This is a genomic window from Vibrio sp. 10N.247.311.13 (genome assembly GCF_041467595.1).
GTDB classification, from domain to species: Bacteria; Pseudomonadota; Gammaproteobacteria; order Enterobacterales; family Vibrionaceae; genus Vibrio; species Vibrio crassostreae_C.
In genome coordinates, this window is sequence record NZ_JBFSUX010000048.1 from 21,567 (window position 1) to 38,845 (window position 17,279).

Below are 17,279 nucleotides of genomic sequence, written 5' to 3' on the forward strand. Positions count from 1 at the left end.
TGTAACTCTGTAATTGAATAACAAAAATACAATTATGGAGTAATATCATGAACAAGGTGTTCAATTTATCGCTAGCTGCACTGTGTACAACACTTTCATTTTCTTCTGCAACAGTGTTTGCTGCTGATGAGACCATCAAGGTCGGTGTTCTACACTCACTCTCTGGCACCATGGCGATCAGTGAGACAACGCTAAAAGATACCGTGCTAATGCTCATCGAAGAGCAGAACAAAAAGGGCGGTTTGCTTGGTAAGAAGCTAGAGCCTGTCGTGGTTGACCCTGCGTCAAACTGGCCGCTATTTGCTGAGAAAGCGCGTGAGCTTATCGAAAAAGAGAAAGTGGATGTGGTGTTCGGTGGTTGGACGTCGGTATCACGTAAATCCATGCTACCTGTCTTTGAAGAACTCAACAGCATCCTTTTCTACCCAGTACAGTATGAAGGTGAAGAGTCTTCTAAAAACGTTTTCTACACCGGTGCCGCGCCAAACCAACAAGCGATCCCAGCAGTGGATTACTTGATGGAAGAGCTTGAAGTCGAGCGCTGGGTACTTGCAGGTACCGATTACGTTTATCCACGTACAACCAATAAGATCTTAGAAGCCTACCTAAAAGATAAAGGTGTCGCAGAAGAAGACATCATGATCAACTACACGCCATTTGGTCACTCTGATTGGCAATCTATCGTTTCAGACATCAAAAAGTTCGGTGAAGCTGGCAAGAAAACCGCTGTGGTTTCTACTGTAAACGGCGATGCGAACGTACCTTTCTATAAAGAGCTAGGCGCTCAAGGCATTTCATCTGAAGACATCCCAGTTATTGCATTCTCTGTTGGTGAAGAAGAACTGTCAGGCATGGACACAGAACCATTGGTTGGTCATCTAGCGGCATGGAACTACTTCATGAGTGTTGATACTGAAGCTAATGAAGAGTTCGTTGAAACGTGGCAGTCGTTCATCAAGAGTGAAAAGCGTGTCACCAATGACCCAATGGAAGCGCACTATGTTGGCTTCAATATGTGGGCTCAAGCGGTCACTAATGCGGGCACAACCGATCCTGAATCTGTGCAAGATGCCTTGATTGGCGTGTCTGTACCTAACCTTTCTGGCGGCTACTCTACCATGCTGCCAAACCACCACATTACTAAACCAGTCCTGATCGGTGAAATCCAAGACGATGGTCAATTCGATATCGTTTGGGAAACCACAGGTCTCGTTGCGGGTGACGCTTGGTCGAGTTACCTACCTGAATCAGCGAAGCTGTTCTCTAGCTGGTCTAAGCCATTCTCATGTGGTGCGTTTAACGTCGAAACCAAGAAGTGTTCTGGCGGTAACTAGAGCGTTAATTTAGGAACATTGAGCCTCCTTGTTTGCGAAGAAAGCATCTGTGTAAGAGGTGTAGCAAACGGAAGGCTCATCGTTTCAACTAACAATAATTCTCCACATGTCCACTGAGCAAAAATAACAATATCTAGCTAGGTGGATTAAGGAAGCAGGGATGAAAAACGTATTGAACGTACTTAAGGCGCTATTGCTTATGGCAGTCAGTGCTCAGTTGGCTTTTGCTGGAATAACGGATGAAGCTAGCTTTACCAAGGCGCTAGTTGGTAAGAAAACATCGGATAAAGAATTAGCTATCGATTGGGTGATTGAGACGCAAACGGAAGATGTGTCGAAAGCTATTTTAGATGGCTGGTTAAACGGAAACCTTTACTACTTCAATGAGAAACAGAGCGAGCAGTACAAACAGCTCTACCTCATTCAAAGTATCAAAACAGCGACGTCAGCTCAGTCAGTATGGGATGATTCAACGCTTAATATCGAGAATGCGAGACAGTTTAAAAAGGTTCGTGTGAATAACAAACTTCGCGGGATATTACGCGGGGAAATAGCCTCGATTGGACTGAACAGCGGCAACCCTGATGTGCGTTATAAGGCGGTTTTGGATTTGTTAGGAACCAAAGGCGCTGACATTATCGAACGACTAACTGAACTCAGAGCCAATGAATCAGATGGCAAAGTAGCTGAGCTAATGGATTTGTCGTTAGCGATTGCCACTTCTCTTAATAACAGTGCCACCATTGAAGATCGTGTGGCTTCAATTGAACGAGTTGGCGACTTCAAACACTCGGTGGTTCTGAAAACACTGAACCAACTACTGAACAGTGAGCAAGATCCAAGCATTACCGCTGCAGCAGAACGTGCGATGGATAGCTATCAACAAAGCCAAGCACTCTATTCGGGTGTAGAAACAGTATTCTTCGGTTTGAGTTTAGGCTCGGTATTGGTACTGGCAGGCATTGGCTTAGCGATTACCTTTGGTGTGATGGGCGTTATCAACATGGCTCATGGCGAGCTGATCATGATTGGCGCTTACACCACCTACGTATTGCAGTTGTTGATGCCGAATCATATTGGCCTAGCGCTGATACTTTCCATTCCAGCGGCATTCATTGTTTCTGGCTTAGTGGGCATTGCGATTGAGCGAAGTGTGATTCGTCATCTTTATGGTCGTCCATTGGAAACCTTACTCGCGACCTTTGGTATTAGCTTAATCTTGCAGCAGGCTGTTCGTTCTATTTTCTCTCCTTTGAACCGCTCAGTGAGCACGCCTGAATGGATGTCTGGAGCACTTCAATTAAACCCAATGTTGTCCCTGACCTACAACCGCCTTTACATCATTCTCTTCTGTGGTTTGGTGTTTATGGGCTTATTAATGGTTCTGAAAAAGACACCACTAGGTTTGCAGGTTCGTGCGGTTTCTCAAAACCGTGGCATGGCTCGTGCGATGGGTATTCGTTCAGAGCGAGTTGATGCGATGACCTTCGGTTTAGGCTCTGGCGTTGCGGGTGTTGCAGGCGTGGCACTGTCTCAACTGACCAACGTTGGCCCTAATATGGGACAGGCGTACATCATCGACTCATTCATGGTGGTGGTATTCGGCGGTGTTGGCAACCTATGGGGCACGCTAGTCGCAGGCTTAAGCCTTGGTCTGTTCAATAAAATTTTAGAACCATGGGCTGGTGCGGTTCTCGCCAAGATTCTGGTACTGGTTTTCATCATTCTATTTATTCAAAAACGCCCACGCGGACTCTTCCCGCAACGTGGTCGTGCGGCTGAAGGTTAAGGACAACATCATGCAGTCAAAATCATTTGTACTTTCGGCAATGCGTGGTGACAAAGGTGGCCAACTGACCATCCTTGCCATTCTAGCGGCCGTTATTCTTATCCCACTGGCTAACACCATGTTACCAAGTGGGCACCCGCTCCATGTAGAGACTTTTACTATCTCGCTGATGGGCAAATATCTGAGCTACGCAATGTTGGCGTTGGCGCTCGATCTGGTGTGGGGCTATCTCGGAATCTTGAGCCTTGGCCACGGTGCTTTCTTTGCGCTTGGTGGTTATGCGATGGGCATGTACTTAATGCGTCAGATTGGTGACCGTGGGGTTTATGGTGATCCAATCCTACCTGACTTTATGGTGTTCCTTGATTGGTCTGCGTTGCCGTGGTTCTGGCAGGGCTTTGATCAGTTCTGGTTTGCCTGCTTAATGGTGGTGTTGGTGCCGGGCGCATTGGCTTACTTGTTCGGTTATTTAGCTTTCCGCTCTCGTGTGTCCGGGGTGTATCTTTCTATCATGACTCAGGCATTAACTTACGCATTGATGCTGGCATTTTTCCGCAACGAAATGGGCTTTGGTGGCAACAACGGACTGACGGATTTCAAAGACATCATCGGTCTGAGTTTGCAGAGTGATGCGGTCAAGATAGGTCTGTTTGTCGCGACTGGTATTGCGCTTATTCTCAGCTACATAGCTTGTCGCATGGTGGTGACCAGCCGATTAGGTCGTGTGGCATTAGCGATTCGTGATACGGAATCACGCACTCGCTTTATGGGCTACGACGTCGATGGTATCAAGCTGTGGGTGTTCGTGCTTTCTGCGGTTATCGCCGGTATTGCCGGGGCTTTATATGTCCCTCAAGTGGGTATTATCAATCCGGGAGAATTTGCTCCTCTTAACTCGATTGAGATTGTGGTTTGGGTAGCCTTAGGCGGTCGTGCCACTCTGTTTGGTGCCATTGTCGGTGCATTGATCATCAACTACGCCAAGAGTTGGTTTACGGTTGAGTTCCCGGAGGTGTGGCTGTTTGCTCTGGGTGGACTATTCGTACTCTCAACCATGTACTTCCCACAAGGTGTGATTGGCTTTGTCAGTGAAAAGTGGCAGCAGCTGCGCAAGGCATCAAATGGGAAAAACCAAGATAAAGATAAGGATGATCAGCACAAGGCCAAGGAGGTGATCGCATGACCACATTTAATAGCGTAAAGGAATCGGTTCAGGCGTTCACTCGTCGAGACGAAGTCTTTGATTACCTCAAACCCGATATTCATCCTGCCATCGATACTCGACATAACGTGCTGTTGTATGTCGAAGGCGTCAATAAAAGCTTCGATGGTTTCCAAGCGATAAACGACCTCAACCTCTACATCAAAGAGGGAGAGCTGCGCTGCATCATCGGTCCTAATGGCGCAGGTAAAACCACCATGATGGACATCATTACCGGGAAAACTAAGCCAGATACTGGCGAAGTGTGGCTAGGTTCGAACATCAATTTATTGAAGATGAACGAAGCTGAAATTGCCAACGCAGGCGTTGGGCGTAAATTCCAAAAACCGACCGTGATTGAGTGTTTAACTGTGTGGCAGAACCTTGAATTAGCCATGGCCGGTGACCGCTCAGTGTGGGCGACGTTCACCGCTGTGATGTCTGGTGAACAGAAAGACAAATTGACCTCGGTACTTGAGCTGATTCATTTAAAAGACGAAGCGGCGAATTTGGCAGGTAACCTGTCTCACGGACAAAAGCAGTGGTTAGAGATCGGCATGCTATTGATGCAAAACCCTAAGCTGTTGCTGGTGGATGAACCCGTGGCAGGTATGACTCACCAAGAAATGGACCGCACCTCTGAACTTCTTAACTCGCTAGCAGGTAAGCACTCGGTGGTTGTAGTTGAACACGATATGGATTTCGTTCGTTCGATTGCTAGCCACGTCACCGTGCTTCATCAAGGTCACGTGTTGGCAGAAGGCACCATGGATCAAGTGCAGGCTCACCCTGAAGTTAAACAAGTTTATCTCGGAGAATAGGATGCTAGAGGTTAAATCAGTTAATCAATATTACGGTGAGAGCCACACGCTGTGGGATTTGGATATGCAGATCCCAGAAGGTAAATGCACGGTGCTAATGGGGCGAAATGGTGTCGGTAAAACCACCTTACTGCAATGCATTATGGGGTTGGTGAAGGTTGAAAGCGGTGACATCTCCTTATCGGGTGAGTCACTTTTGAAAACCGATGCCGAGGACCGTCCACGCCAAGGGATCGGCTATGTACCGCAAGGTCGCCAGATCTTCCCAATGCTCACTGTTCAAGAAAATCTAGAGGTCGGTTTACCGATTCGTAAAAAGGGTGACCGCAAGATCCCTGAATTCATCTTCGATATTTTCCCAGTGTTAAAAGAGATGCTACATCGTCGCGGTGGTGATTTATCGGGTGGCCAGCAGCAACAGCTAGCGATTGGGCGTGCGCTGGTGGTTAATCCAAAGCTATTGATCTTGGATGAGCCGACGGAGGGTATTCAACCCAATATTGTGCAAGAGATTGGCGACATCATTCGCATGCTCAACGAGAAAATGGGGCTCACGGTTCTGTTGGTTGAACAGAAGCTGCCGTTTGCAAGAAAGGTCGGTGACCGTTTTTGCATTATCGACCGTGGACGCCAAGTGGCAGAAGGTGAAATGACAGGGCTCGATGAGTCCTTGATAAAGGAGTACCTAACCGTATGAATTCTCTCTTTTCTCCGAATGAAGTAAGCAAGGCTTCTTTAGTAGAAGCTTTATCTTTGAATGAGACCATCGAACAAGATATTCGTGATGGTTGGCAAGCGAGTTTAAACCTCACCTTTGTCGATCGAGGTGATAAAACCGTATTAAAGAATCGTCAGCAGTCTGGTCCGCTTGCGGTGCAACGCCCCCTGTATCCTGATGGGGAAACGTGTCACACCTACTTACTCCATCCCCCCGGCGGAGTGGTAGGTGGTGACACTCTCAATATTAACGTGAATCTTGAGCACGGTGCTCACGCGTTGATTACCACACCCGGTGCGACCAAGTTCTATCGCTCAAACAACAAGTACGCCAAGCAGAAGCAGACCCTACGAGTGAAGAAAGATGCACGCTTGGAATGGATGCCGCAAGAGAACATCTTTTTCCCGAATGCACACGTTCGTTTAGATACTGAAATTCGCCTAGAAAAGGGTGCACAGTTTTGGGGTTGGGAGATGCACTGTTTTGGACGCCCTGCACAGAATGAGGGATTCGAGCATGGTCATCTCGTTGGGAAAACAGAAATCTATCTTGATAATCAAAGGCTTCTGACTGAAGGCTTTAATTTTCATGGTGGCGATAAGTTAATGATAAATATGGGGTTACTTGATTATTCAATGATGGGAACCTTTTATATCACCTCAAATGAGAAGCAAGATCTAGAGTTGGTACAGAGCTTGCTCATATCTATTACACAGCAAGCTTCACAGCAATCAGTTACATCAAAAACGTCGAGTGAACCCACATTAATATTGGGTGCTACTCAGATAGAAGGATTGATTGTGGTGCGAGCCTTGGGTAATTGGAGTGAAGATATCCTCCAAGCCTTTGGTCAGATTTGGCAAGCAACTCGCTCTCATTTATGTGGTACGACTCCTGATTTACCAAGGATTTGGGCGACTTAGCGATTAGCCCTATTTGTACCGAGGGCGACTTCCGGCCCTCGGTACATTTTTTCAAGCTTGCTGTGATTGAATCCCACTTACTGCTCATGCGTTTCTGAGCAATAAGAAAACAACACTAACAGCGGGCAGCTAAATGGAATTAACACCAAGAGAAAAAGATAAGCTACTTATCTTCTGCGCAGGAATGCTGGCACAGCAGCGTAAACAGAAAGGCTTAAAACTCAACTACCCAGAATCTATTGCTCTGATCAGCAGTGCCATTCTTGAAGGTGCCCGTGAGGGGAAAACCGTTTCGGAATTGATGGATTTTGGACGCACACTGCTTACCGTCGATGACGTTATGGAGGGGATCCCTTCCATGATCCCAGATGTACAAGTCGAAGCGACTTTTCCCGATGGCACCAAGTTGGTGACCGTTCATGAACCTATCGTGTAGGGAGAAGAAATATGGCTGGATCCACCAAACAATATTCAGGCTTAGTGCCCGGAAAAGTAGAAACCGCTCCCGGTGATATCACTCTCAATGAAGGCCGAGACACAACGTCCGTTAAGGTGCAAAACATTGGCGATCGTCCTGTGCAAATTGGCTCTCATTACCACTTCTATGAAGCAAACCCTTCGCTGATCTTTAACCGAGAAGTCACTAAAGGCTTTCGACTCAATATTCCTGCGGGTACTGCAACCCGCTTTGAGCCGGGTCAGTCGCGCAGCGTCGAGTTAGTGCGTTACGCCGGTAAGTTAGAGATCTATGGCTTCCAAGGAAAGGTGATGGGCAAGCTCTAAGCGCTCCCACGGAATAATGAAAATAACAAAGGATTGAACATGGCGACGATATCCAAACAGGCTTATGCCGAAATGTTTGGGCCAACAGTCGGTGACCGAGTGCGTCTTGCTGACACCGATTTATGGCTAGAAGTTGAAAAGGATTACACCGTATACGGCGACGAAGTGAAATTCGGCGGCGGTAAAGTTATCCGTGATGGACAAGGGCAAAGCCAACGTCCAAGTGCTGAGACACCGGATTTGGTGATCACTAATGCGATTGTGTTGGATTACTGGGGCATCGTAAAAGCCGATGTCGCCATCAAAGACGGCCGAGTTCAAGCTTTAGGCAAAGCAGGTAACCCAGACGTTCAGCCGGGCGTCGATATAGTAATTGGCCCGGGCACGGAAATTTTGGCAGGTGAAGGCTCGATTCTCACCGCGGGTGGCATTGATTCACACATCCACTTTATCTGCCCACAACAGATTGAAGAAGCTTTGGCGTCGGGTGTGACGACCATGATAGGTGGTGGTACTGGGCCAAACACAGGCACCAATGCGACGACCTGTACACCAGGTCCGTGGAACATGCACCGTATGTTGGAGTCGCTCGACCAATTCCCCATGAACTTTGGTTTACTAGGAAAGGGCAATGCGAGCCAACCTGAAGCATTGCGTGAACAAGTCGCAGCCGGAGCTGTGGGCTTGAAGTTGCATGAAGACTGGGGCACCACGCCTGCATCAATTGATACTTGCTTGAGTGTTGCTGACGAGATGGACGTACAAGTGGCGATTCACACAGACACCTTGAATGAGTCTGGCTTTGTTGAATCAACACTTGGCGCAATTGGCGACCGAGTGATTCATACCTACCACACTGAAGGTGCGGGCGGTGGTCATGCTCCCGATATTATTCGCGCAGCAGGTGAACCGAACGTTCTGCCTTCCTCAACTAACCCGACACGTCCTTACACTATCAATACCGTCGATGAGCATTTGGATATGTTGATGGTGTGTCATCACCTTTCACCATCGATTGCTGAAGATGTCGCGTTCGCCGAATCGCGTATTCGCCGTGAAACCATTGCCGCAGAAGACATTCTTCATGACTTAGGCGCGTTCTCGATGATCGCTTCGGATTCACAAGCTATGGGGCGAGTGGGTGAAGTAATAACTCGAACTTGGCAAACCGCGCACAAGATGAAAGTTCAGCGTGGCAGCCTAAAAGAAGATTCTGATTACAGCGATAACTTTCGTTTAAGACGTTATGTCGCTAAGTACACCATCAACCCTGCTATCACGCATGGCATGTCTCATGAAATCGGTTCTATCGAAGCAGGGAAGTTAGCTGATCTAGTGTTGTGGAAGCCCGCTTTTTTTGGTGTGAAGCCCAGCGTGATTTTGAAAGGTGGCATGATTGCCATGGCACCGATGGGTGACCCAAACGCTTCAATCCCAACACCTCAGCCAGTTCACTATCGCTCTATGTTTGGTAGCTATGGCAAGGCGTGTCAGAACACATCGATGTTGTTTGTCTCTAAAGAAGCCAAAGCGCAGAACATCGATAAGCAATTGGGTTTGCAGAGTTTGATTGGTGTAGTGAGCAACTGCCGAAACATCAGCAAAGCCGACATGAAGCTCAATGATTGGATGCCGAAGATTGAAGTCGACTCTCAGACGTACCAAGTGCGCGCCGATGGTGAACTACTCACGTGTGAGCCTGCTGAAGAGCTGCCAATGGCTCAGCGGTACTTTCTATTCTAAGCCTTTGACTAAAGAATCTTATTTTAGTGACCCTATTTTGAACGTTATAAATCTCACAAGGAGATTGAGGTAATAGCATGATTGAACTGACTCAACTGAATACTCAAATACAAAATGCACCGGACGGCTATTTGAGCCTGCCGATCGATAGTCGCATCAAAAGCCGCCTTAAGGTGATGCTAGATGACGGGCGCAATGCAGGGCTGTTTCTACCACGAGGTCATATCTTGCGTGGTGGCGAACAACTCTCAAGTAAATGCGGTTTAGTCGTAGAAGTGAAAGCGGCACCAGAAACCGTTTCGACTGTTTACTGTGAAGACTTGCTCCTGTTAACGCGAGTGGCGTATCACCTTGGTAACCGTCATGTTCCGCTGCAAGTGGAAGCGGGTTGGGTTCGTTATCAACACGACCATGTTTTAGATGAAATGGTTGAAGGCTTAGGCGCGAAAGTGACCACTGAGAAACAACCGTTTGAACCAGAAGGCGGTGCTTATGGCGGTCGCTCTGGTGGACATCATCACCATCATTAATCGAGTCATTGATGACTCACTAAACGATTTATATAACAACGATATTAATAACAATAATACCAATCACAGTAAGTAAGTGATCAACAATAGCGCAGAAAAAAGGCTTGAGAACAAGGCATAATTTTTCGATAAGTAGTTATTCTACAATCAAAAATTATAACGCAGTTATCGAGCATTTTAGCAAGCTAGGGTGAGCAATTATTTACTACGATTGGTATAAAGCAAGGAACTCGCGATGAACTTTAAAACAGCTGCAGGCTTATGCACTTTCACAATAGCTTCTCTAACAACATCAACGATGGCTTTCGCTCACCCAGGACATGGGGCGCATTCAGTTCATGAGTCTCACTCGTTTATGTCTGGCTTAACTCACCCTGTGACTGGCATGGATCATCTGATCATGCTGATCGCTTTCGGTTTATTAATTGGCGCACTGTCATTTTCCACCAAGACAAAAGCAGCTCTGATTGGCGGTGGATTGGTGTCTTTAGTGGTAGGGCTTATCGCAGGCCAAGCCCTAGGTTTCTCTGTGATTGTTGAGCCTGCCATTATCGCTTCTCTGTTTGTCGTCAGCTTATGTTTATGGCATGTATTCTCACCATCAACCAAGCGTGTAAACAGCGTATTAGTTGCTTCGATTGCTATGTTGTTTTTCCATGGTTACGCACACGGCGTTGAAGCCGCGAGCAACCTGACTCAGTTCGCAACAGGCATGAGTATCAGTGCTTTGGCTCTGATGGTTATCGGTACTTTTGTTGGTCGCGCGGTTTACTCTAAATGGTTGTCAGTCGGCGTGGCTTCAGCAAGCGCACTATTGCTGTTAGGCGCGTAGGCTCTCGAACTTATTTGATTCTGGAAGACTGAGGGCACGATTATGACCACAACAGAAAATTTAGCCGTCTATCGTCTGTTTCAATTGATCAGTCCATCGTTGCCGATTGGTGGGTTCACTTATTCGCAAGGCTTAGAGTTAGCGGTTGAAGCGGGGTGGGTGACCGATCGCAACAGCATGGAACAGTGGCTTAATACCATCGTCAGTTCCAGTGTCGCAACTTTGGAATTACCTATCTTAGAGCGTCTTTATCACGCGCTAGAAAAGGGTGAAATCGATGAGATTGAGCATTGGTGTAACTACTTATACTCAAGCCGTGAAACCAGTGAATTGCGAGCGGAAGAAAAGCAGCGTGGGCATGCATTGAACACCTTGTTGAAGCGCTTGGATATCGATATTTCGCTAGTGGATTCTGTTGATAGTCATCCAAACCAATTGTTGGGCATGTGTATGGCGGCTCAGCATTGGGGTATTGATTTAGAGAGCCTCAAGCAGGGTTATCTATGGAGCTGGCTTGAAAATATCGTTACTGCAGGCGTCAAGTTGGTGCCTTTAGGTCAAACCGATGGTCAGTTGGCATTGATTAATATCACCAACACCTTTCCTGAGGTGATCGAAAAGGCCCGCACGATAGAAGATTGGATGATAGGCAGCTTTTCGCCTTCGATGGCATTAGCGAGTTCATTGCACGAAACACAATACACACGACTATTTCGTTCGTAGCGGTTAGCGCGAACGATGTAGCAAAAAGAATATAAGGAAGTAGACAATGGAAAGTTATAAGCAACCACTTCGAATTGGTATTGGCGGCCCGGTAGGGTCTGGTAAAACAGCGCTATTAGAAGTGCTTTGTAAAGCGATTCGCGACAAGCTCAATATCGCAGTGGTAACCAACGACATCTACACTCAAGAAGATGCCAAGATACTTACGCGAGCAGAGGCTCTAGAACCAGATCGTATTATTGGTGTTGAAACGGGTGGCTGTCCGCACACGGCGATCCGTGAAGATGCGTCGATGAACTTAGCTGCGGTAGAAGAGCTTGCCAAGCTGCATAAGAACCTCGATGTGGTATTCGTCGAAAGTGGCGGTGATAACTTGAGTGCGACGTTCAGCCCTGAATTAGCCGATCTTACCATCTACGTGATTGATGTAGCGGAAGGGGAGAAGATCCCACGTAAAGGCGGACCGGGTATTACGCGTTCTGATCTGCTGGTTATCAATAAGATCGATTTAGCACCATATGTGGGTGCGTCACTTGAGGTGATGGAGCAAGACACACAACGCATGCGTCCAACCAAGCCATACGTGTTCACCAACCTCAAAGAGAGCCAAGGGCTAGACTTCATCATCAACTTTATTGTGACTGAAGGGATGCTAACCATGAAGGAGCCTTCTACTACTGAGTAGGGTTGGAATAGGTTAGTTTTTTGAAAGCGTTAGATACTAAAAAGCCCTGTCGATTATCGATAGGGCTTTCTGGTTTGAAACGTTAGGTCGAACTTAAAGCTCGCTCTTAGTCACTCTTGTGGTCACTTGCGACTCAATCACACCGTCTTCAACTTGAGTGGTGATCACTTCACCGACTTCGACATCGTTAATCGATGATACCGTCTTGCTCGATTCTGAATGAGTAATGCTGTAGCCACGCTTTAGGGTTGCCAGTGGACTAACGGTCTCTAACTTCTCTGCAGCCATAGCGAGCTGGTGGCGAGTGGTTAGTAATGTCTTGTCCATTGCATCCAATAGCTTTTGCTCTGAACGTTGCAGATGCAGTTTCTGTTCGCCAAGGCGTTTCACTGGCGAGTTCAATTGAAGCTGGTGCTGTTTACGTTCAACACGCTGTGCATGCTGTTTTAGGTATTGAGTCATACCACGACGCAAACGCATATCTAGGTCATCAAGCTGCTGACTCTGCTTTTGAAGTTGGTAGCTAGGGTGTTGCTTCTCTAAGCGGTATTTTAACGTTTGAGTGGATTGTGCTTGTTTGATTAACACATGACGAATCGCACTCACCAAGCGAGCACGTTTAGAGGCATAAGCTTGCTCTTTATGACTGTTGTCACGGCTAACCAATTCTGCAGCAGCTGACGGCGTTGGAGCACGCATATCTGCGACGAAATCGGCGATAGTGACGTCAACTTCGTGGCCAACTGCGCTGATAATCGGGATCTGGCTTGCTGCAATTGTGCGAGCAACGATCTCGTTATTGAAGCACCATAAGTCTTCTAATGAACCGCCGCCACGACCCACGATTAACACATCACATTCATTGCGTTCGTTAGCGCGTCCAATCGCTTGGGCAATCTGAATCGCCGCCTCTTCGCCTTGAACCATGGTCGGGTAAACCACAACCGGTAGCGAAGGATCGCGCCTTTTTAGTACATCAAGAATATCAAACAGCGCTGCACCGGTTTTAGATGTGATAACGCCAACACGTTTTGGGTGTTCAGGAAGAGCTTGCTTACTTGATTGAGCAAACAGTCCTTCTGCGGCAAGGTTCATCTTCAGCTTTTCAAATTCTTGCTGAAGTTTACCGTCACCCTCTGGCTGCATGCTTTCGATGATCAGTTGGTAGTCACCGCGTGGCTCGTAAAGAGATAGGCGAGCTTTGACTAAAACTTGATTGCCGTTCTGAGGCTTAAAGGTCACACGGCGGTTATTGCCACGAAACATGGCGCATTTAACTTGAGCGCGAGAGTCTTTTAGCGTGAGGTACCAGTGACCAGAGACAGGTGCAGAGAAGTTTGAGATTTCACCAACGAGCCAGACTATTCCCATTTCGTTTTCTAATAGGAGACGAACCTCTGAGTTGAGGCGAGAAACAGTAAAGATGTTTGGATTAGTCATAGAAGCACTATCTTTCCTTGAAGGAAGGTCTTTCTTGGAATCTCACAGGGCGTGAGTATGGAAGATAGCGGCAATATAATACATAGCAAGGGGGTAAATGCAAATTAAAAATACAAAAATGTGTAGCCAAGCGATTTCGCCGTGCGTATAATCCGTCTGCAATATCAAATCCAAATCACTTTATTATGCGAAACGATAAAGTTGGGTTTACTCCTTTTAACACCTTTGTTGTGAGATATTGCAAATGCTACGAATCGCAAAAGAAGCTTTAACTTTTGATGACGTTTTACTCGTCCCTGCACACTCAACCGTTCTTCCGAACACAGCTGATCTTCGCACTCAGTTAACGAAAAACATTTCTTTAAACATCCCAATGATCTCTGCATCGATGGATACTGTTACGGAAGCACGCCTAGCAATTGCCCTTGCGCAAGAAGGTGGTATTGGCTTTATTCATAAGAATATGTCAATCGAGCAGCAAGCTGAAATGGTTCGCCAGGTTAAAATTTACGAAGCTGGTGTGGTTTCTCACCCAGTAACAGTAAGCCCTGACGCGACAATCGCTGATGTTGTAGCCCTTACCCAAAAACACGGCTTTGCCGGTTTCCCTGTTGTTACTGAAACAAACGAACTTGTTGGTATTATTACTGGCCGTGACGTTCGCTTTGTTACTGACCTTTCTAAGAAAGTTGATGTAGTAATGACACCTAAAGCTCGCCTTGCTTCTGTTAAAGAAGGTGCAACTCGTGAAGAAGTTCAAGAGAAAATGCACGAAGCGCGTGTTGAAAAAGTTCTTGTTGTAAATGATGACTTCCAACTGACTGGAATGATCACTGCAAAAGATTTCCACAAAGCAGAACGTAAACCAAACGCATGTAAAGATGAGCGCGGCAGCCTACGTGTAGGTGCAGCTGTTGGTGCTGGTGCTGGTAACGAAGAGCGTGTTGCTGCTCTAGTTGAAGCTGGCGTAGACGTTCTACTTATCGACTCTTCACACGGTCACTCTGAAGGCGTACTTAACCGTATCCGCGAAACTCGCGCTGCATACCCTGATCTACAAATCATCGGTGGTAACGTAGCAACTGGTGCTGGCGCACGTGCTCTTATCGAAGCGGGTGTTAGTGCAGTTAAAGTTGGTATCGGCCCAGGTTCAATCTGTACGACTCGTATCGTTACTGGTGTTGGTGTTCCTCAAGTAACAGCAATCGCAGACGCAGCGGAAGTTGCAAACGAATACGGTATTCCAGTAATCGCAGATGGCGGTATCCGCTTCTCTGGCGATATCTGTAAAGCTATCGTTGCTGGCGCATCTTGTGTGATGGTTGGTTCAATGTTCGCTGGTACTGAAGAAGCACCGGGTGAAGTTATCCTTTACAACGGTCGTTCTTACAAGTCTTACCGTGGTATGGGTTCTCTTGGCGCTATGTCTCAAGGCTCTTCTGACCGTTACTTCCAATCTGACAACGCTGCAGACAAGCTTGTTCCAGAAGGTATTGAAGGTCGTATCGCATACAAAGGTCGTCTAAAAGAGATCGTTCACCAACAGATGGGCGGTCTACGCTCAAGCATGGGCCTAACGGGTTCTGCAACTGTTGAAGACATGCGTACTAAAGCTGAGTTTGTTCGTATCTCTGGTGCGGGCATGAAAGAATCTCACGTACACGATGTTCAAATCACGAAAGAAGCACCTAACTACCGTTTAGGTTAATAATACGTCCAAACGTTTGAATAATGTGCTGATTTAGTCGGCACATTAATATACCAATCGTAGTAAATAACTGGTCATCCTAGCTTGTTAAAAACCTCGATAACTTCGTTAGAATTTTTGATTGTAGAATAACTACTTATCAGAACTCTTTGTCGAATAGAGCTGCCTCGTTCTCAGGCTTTTTTCCTACGCTATTCCTGAACACTTACTTACTGTGATTGGTATTATATCTACCGCCTGTTTTGTTAAAAGTCCGATTGTCTCAAAACACGTGGTTAAAGATATCTAACGAAAACGTTTGCTTTATTTCTTGAAGAGTTAATCAGAGGTGAGTAAACTCACCTCCGTTTTATCACATAGCCAATAAGACTGCTTACAATGACTAAAAATATTCATGACCAACGTATTCTAATTCTGGACTTCGGTTCTCAATACACACAGCTAGTAGCTCGTCGTATTCGTGAGATCGGTGTTTACTGTGAACTTTGGAGCTGGGACGTAGAAGAAGCGGATATTCGTGAATTCAATCCAGACGGCATCATCCTATCTGGTGGTCCTGAAAGTGTAACGGAGGAGAACTCTCCACGTGCACCTCAGTACGTATTTGATTCAGGTGTTCCTGTATTCGGTATCTGCTACGGCATGCAAACTATGGCTGAGCAACTTGGCGGTAAAGTAGCAACGTCTACTGAGCGCGAGTTCGGCTACGCAGCGGTACAAGTGACTGGCGAATCTGCACTTTTCGCTGACCTTGAGTCTACTCAAGATGTTTGGATGAGCCACGGCGACAAAGTAGTTGAGATTCCAGCTGATTTCACAAAGATCGCTGAAACAGACACTTGCCCATACGCTGCAATGGCAAACGAAGAGAAGAAGTACTTCGGTGTTCAATTCCACCCAGAAGTAACACACACTAAAAACGGCCTGAAAATGCTTGAGAACTTCGTTCTTAACGTATGTGGTTGTGAAGGTCTGTGGACTTCAGCTTCAATCATTGAAGATGCAGTTGCACGTATTAAAGAACAAGTAGGTGACGACGAAGTTATCCTTGGTCTTTCTGGTGGTGTTGATTCATCTGTAGTTGCGATGCTTGCTCACCGCGCTATCGGCGACAAACTAACATGTGTATTTGTTGATAACGGCCTTCTTCGTCTAAACGAAGCTGAGCAAGTTATGGATATGTTTGGTGACCAGTTCGGCCTAAACATCATCAAAGTCGATGCAGAAGATCGTTTCCTTAAAGCTCTGGAAGGCGAAGCTGAACCAGAAGCTAAGCGTAAAATCATCGGTCACGTATTCGTAGATATCTTCGATGAAGAGTCTAAGAAACTATCTAATGCTAAATGGCTTGCTCAGGGTACTATCTACCCAGACGTAATCGAGTCTGCAGCATCTAAGACAGGTAAAGCACACGTAATCAAATCTCACCACAACGTTGGTGGCCTTCCTGATGATATGGAAATGGGTCTTGTTGAACCTCTACGTGAGCTGTTTAAAGATGAAGTACGTAAGATCGGCCTTGAGCTTGGTCTTCCATACAACATGCTTTACCGCCACCCATTCCCGGGTCCTGGTCTAGGTGTTCGTGTTCTTGGCGAAATCAAGAAAGAGTACTGTGATCTACTGCGTCGCGCAGATGCTATTTTCATTGAAGAGCTTCACGCTGCTGACCTTTACCACAAAGTATCTCAAGCATTCACGGTATTCCTACCAGTACGTTCAGTTGGCGTAATGGGCGATGGCCGTAAGTACGATTGGGTTGTATCTCTACGTGCCGTAGAAACTATCGACTTCATGACTGCTCACTGGGCACACCTACCATACGACTTCCTAGGTAAGGTTTCTAACCGTATTATCAACGAAGTTAACGGCATTTCACGTGTTGTTTACGATATTTCTGGTAAGCCACCAGCAACTATCGAGTGGGAATAATCTCTTAGAGATTTAACCAGCTTTGATTAAGATCTTAAGCCTCGAACTCAGTTCGGGGCTTTTTTCTTTGTGCGCCGAGCATGGCGTTGATCTAGGAGGTGAAAGTCCTCTACGGGC

At 46.7% G+C, this 17,279-nt stretch carries 16 protein-coding genes; 15 read left to right on the top strand and 1 reads right to left on the bottom strand.

Annotated elements, in window-relative coordinates; translation table 11 throughout:
• Positions 1–47: 47 nt before the first annotated feature.
• The 13 genes from urtA to ureG all read left to right on the top strand — a co-directional run bounded on the left by urtA (position 48) and on the right by ureG (position 12,082).
• Positions 48–1,334, top strand: coding sequence for an urea ABC transporter substrate-binding protein (urtA, locus tag AB6E52_RS17285; RefSeq protein WP_004735113.1), 1,287 nt, complete (start codon positions 48–50; stop codon positions 1,332–1,334).
• 160 nt (positions 1,335–1,494) lie between these two features.
• Entirely contained in the window at positions 1,495–3,123 is a 1,629-nt protein-coding gene (gene urtB, locus AB6E52_RS17290) for an urea ABC transporter permease subunit UrtB (RefSeq protein WP_102320708.1), read from the top strand.
• A 10-nt stretch (positions 3,124–3,133) separates the two neighbouring features.
• Positions 3,134–4,306: an urea ABC transporter permease subunit UrtC gene (gene urtC, locus AB6E52_RS17295; protein WP_050052935.1), complete on the top strand. Its 1,173-nt coding sequence runs from the start codon at positions 3,134–3,136 to the stop codon at positions 4,304–4,306.
• Complete coding sequence (gene urtD / locus AB6E52_RS17300; RefSeq protein ID WP_017062506.1) at positions 4,303–5,145, top strand: urea ABC transporter ATP-binding protein UrtD; 843 nt, start codon at positions 4,303–4,305, stop codon at positions 5,143–5,145. Before urtC ends, urtD begins: the two co-directional genes overlap by 4 nt.
• A 1-nt stretch (position 5,146) precedes the next feature.
• Complete coding sequence (urtE, locus tag AB6E52_RS17305; protein WP_017062505.1) at positions 5,147–5,842, top strand: urea ABC transporter ATP-binding subunit UrtE; 696 nt, start codon at positions 5,147–5,149, stop codon at positions 5,840–5,842.
• The gene (locus tag AB6E52_RS17310; RefSeq protein ID WP_017062504.1) at positions 5,839–6,786 is read left to right on the top strand and encodes an urease accessory protein UreD; all 948 of its coding nucleotides are present in this window, start codon (positions 5,839–5,841) and stop codon (positions 6,784–6,786) included. The genes urtE and AB6E52_RS17310 overlap by 4 nt, the downstream gene beginning before the upstream one ends.
• Positions 6,787–6,919: 133 nt before the next feature.
• Positions 6,920–7,222, top strand: coding sequence for an urease subunit gamma (gene ureA, locus AB6E52_RS17315; RefSeq protein WP_004735119.1), 303 nt, complete (start codon positions 6,920–6,922; stop codon positions 7,220–7,222).
• Between the two features lie 11 nt (positions 7,223–7,233).
• Positions 7,234–7,569 carry an urease subunit beta gene (locus tag AB6E52_RS17320; protein WP_102320707.1) on the top strand — a complete coding sequence of 112 codons (336 nt, stop codon included), beginning with the start codon at positions 7,234–7,236 and terminating at the stop codon, positions 7,567–7,569.
• A 39-nt stretch (positions 7,570–7,608) separates the two neighbouring features.
• A complete protein-coding gene (ureC, locus tag AB6E52_RS17325; RefSeq protein WP_102320706.1) occupies positions 7,609–9,312 on the top strand; it encodes an urease subunit alpha in 1,704 nt (567 codons plus the stop codon).
• A 77-nt stretch (positions 9,313–9,389) separates the two neighbouring features.
• On the top strand, positions 9,390–9,842 hold the full coding sequence (gene ureE / locus AB6E52_RS17330) for an urease accessory protein UreE (RefSeq protein ID WP_017062501.1): 453 nt from the start codon (positions 9,390–9,392) through the stop codon (positions 9,840–9,842).
• A 235-nt stretch (positions 9,843–10,077) separates the two neighbouring features.
• Entirely contained in the window at positions 10,078–10,674 is a 597-nt protein-coding gene (locus tag AB6E52_RS17335) for a HupE/UreJ family protein (RefSeq protein ID WP_017079882.1), read from the top strand.
• A 42-nt stretch (positions 10,675–10,716) separates the two neighbouring features.
• A complete protein-coding gene (locus tag AB6E52_RS17340; RefSeq protein ID WP_102320705.1) occupies positions 10,717–11,397 on the top strand; it encodes an urease accessory protein UreF in 681 nt (226 codons plus the stop codon).
• Between the two features lie 46 nt (positions 11,398–11,443).
• On the top strand, positions 11,444–12,082 hold the full coding sequence (ureG, locus tag AB6E52_RS17345; protein ID WP_017062498.1) for an urease accessory protein UreG: 639 nt from the start codon (positions 11,444–11,446) through the stop codon (positions 12,080–12,082).
• A gap of 93 nt (positions 12,083–12,175) precedes the next feature.
• On the opposite strand, the gene xseA is transcribed toward ureG, so the two are convergent.
• On the bottom strand, positions 12,176–13,522 hold the full coding sequence (xseA, locus tag AB6E52_RS17350) for an exodeoxyribonuclease VII large subunit (RefSeq protein WP_017071855.1): 1,347 nt from the start codon (positions 13,520–13,522) through the stop codon (positions 12,176–12,178).
• A 244-nt stretch (positions 13,523–13,766) separates the two neighbouring features.
• Here xseA and guaB point away from each other — a divergent pair, with 244 nt between their 5' ends.
• Both guaB and guaA read left to right on the top strand, forming a co-directional pair.
• Positions 13,767–15,230: an IMP dehydrogenase gene (guaB, locus tag AB6E52_RS17355; RefSeq protein WP_017062496.1), complete on the top strand. Its 1,464-nt coding sequence runs from the start codon at positions 13,767–13,769 to the stop codon at positions 15,228–15,230.
• A gap of 378 nt (positions 15,231–15,608) precedes the next feature.
• Entirely contained in the window at positions 15,609–17,162 is a 1,554-nt protein-coding gene (gene guaA, locus AB6E52_RS17360; RefSeq protein ID WP_017059729.1) for a glutamine-hydrolyzing GMP synthase, read from the top strand.
• Positions 17,163–17,279 lie beyond the last annotated feature (117 nt).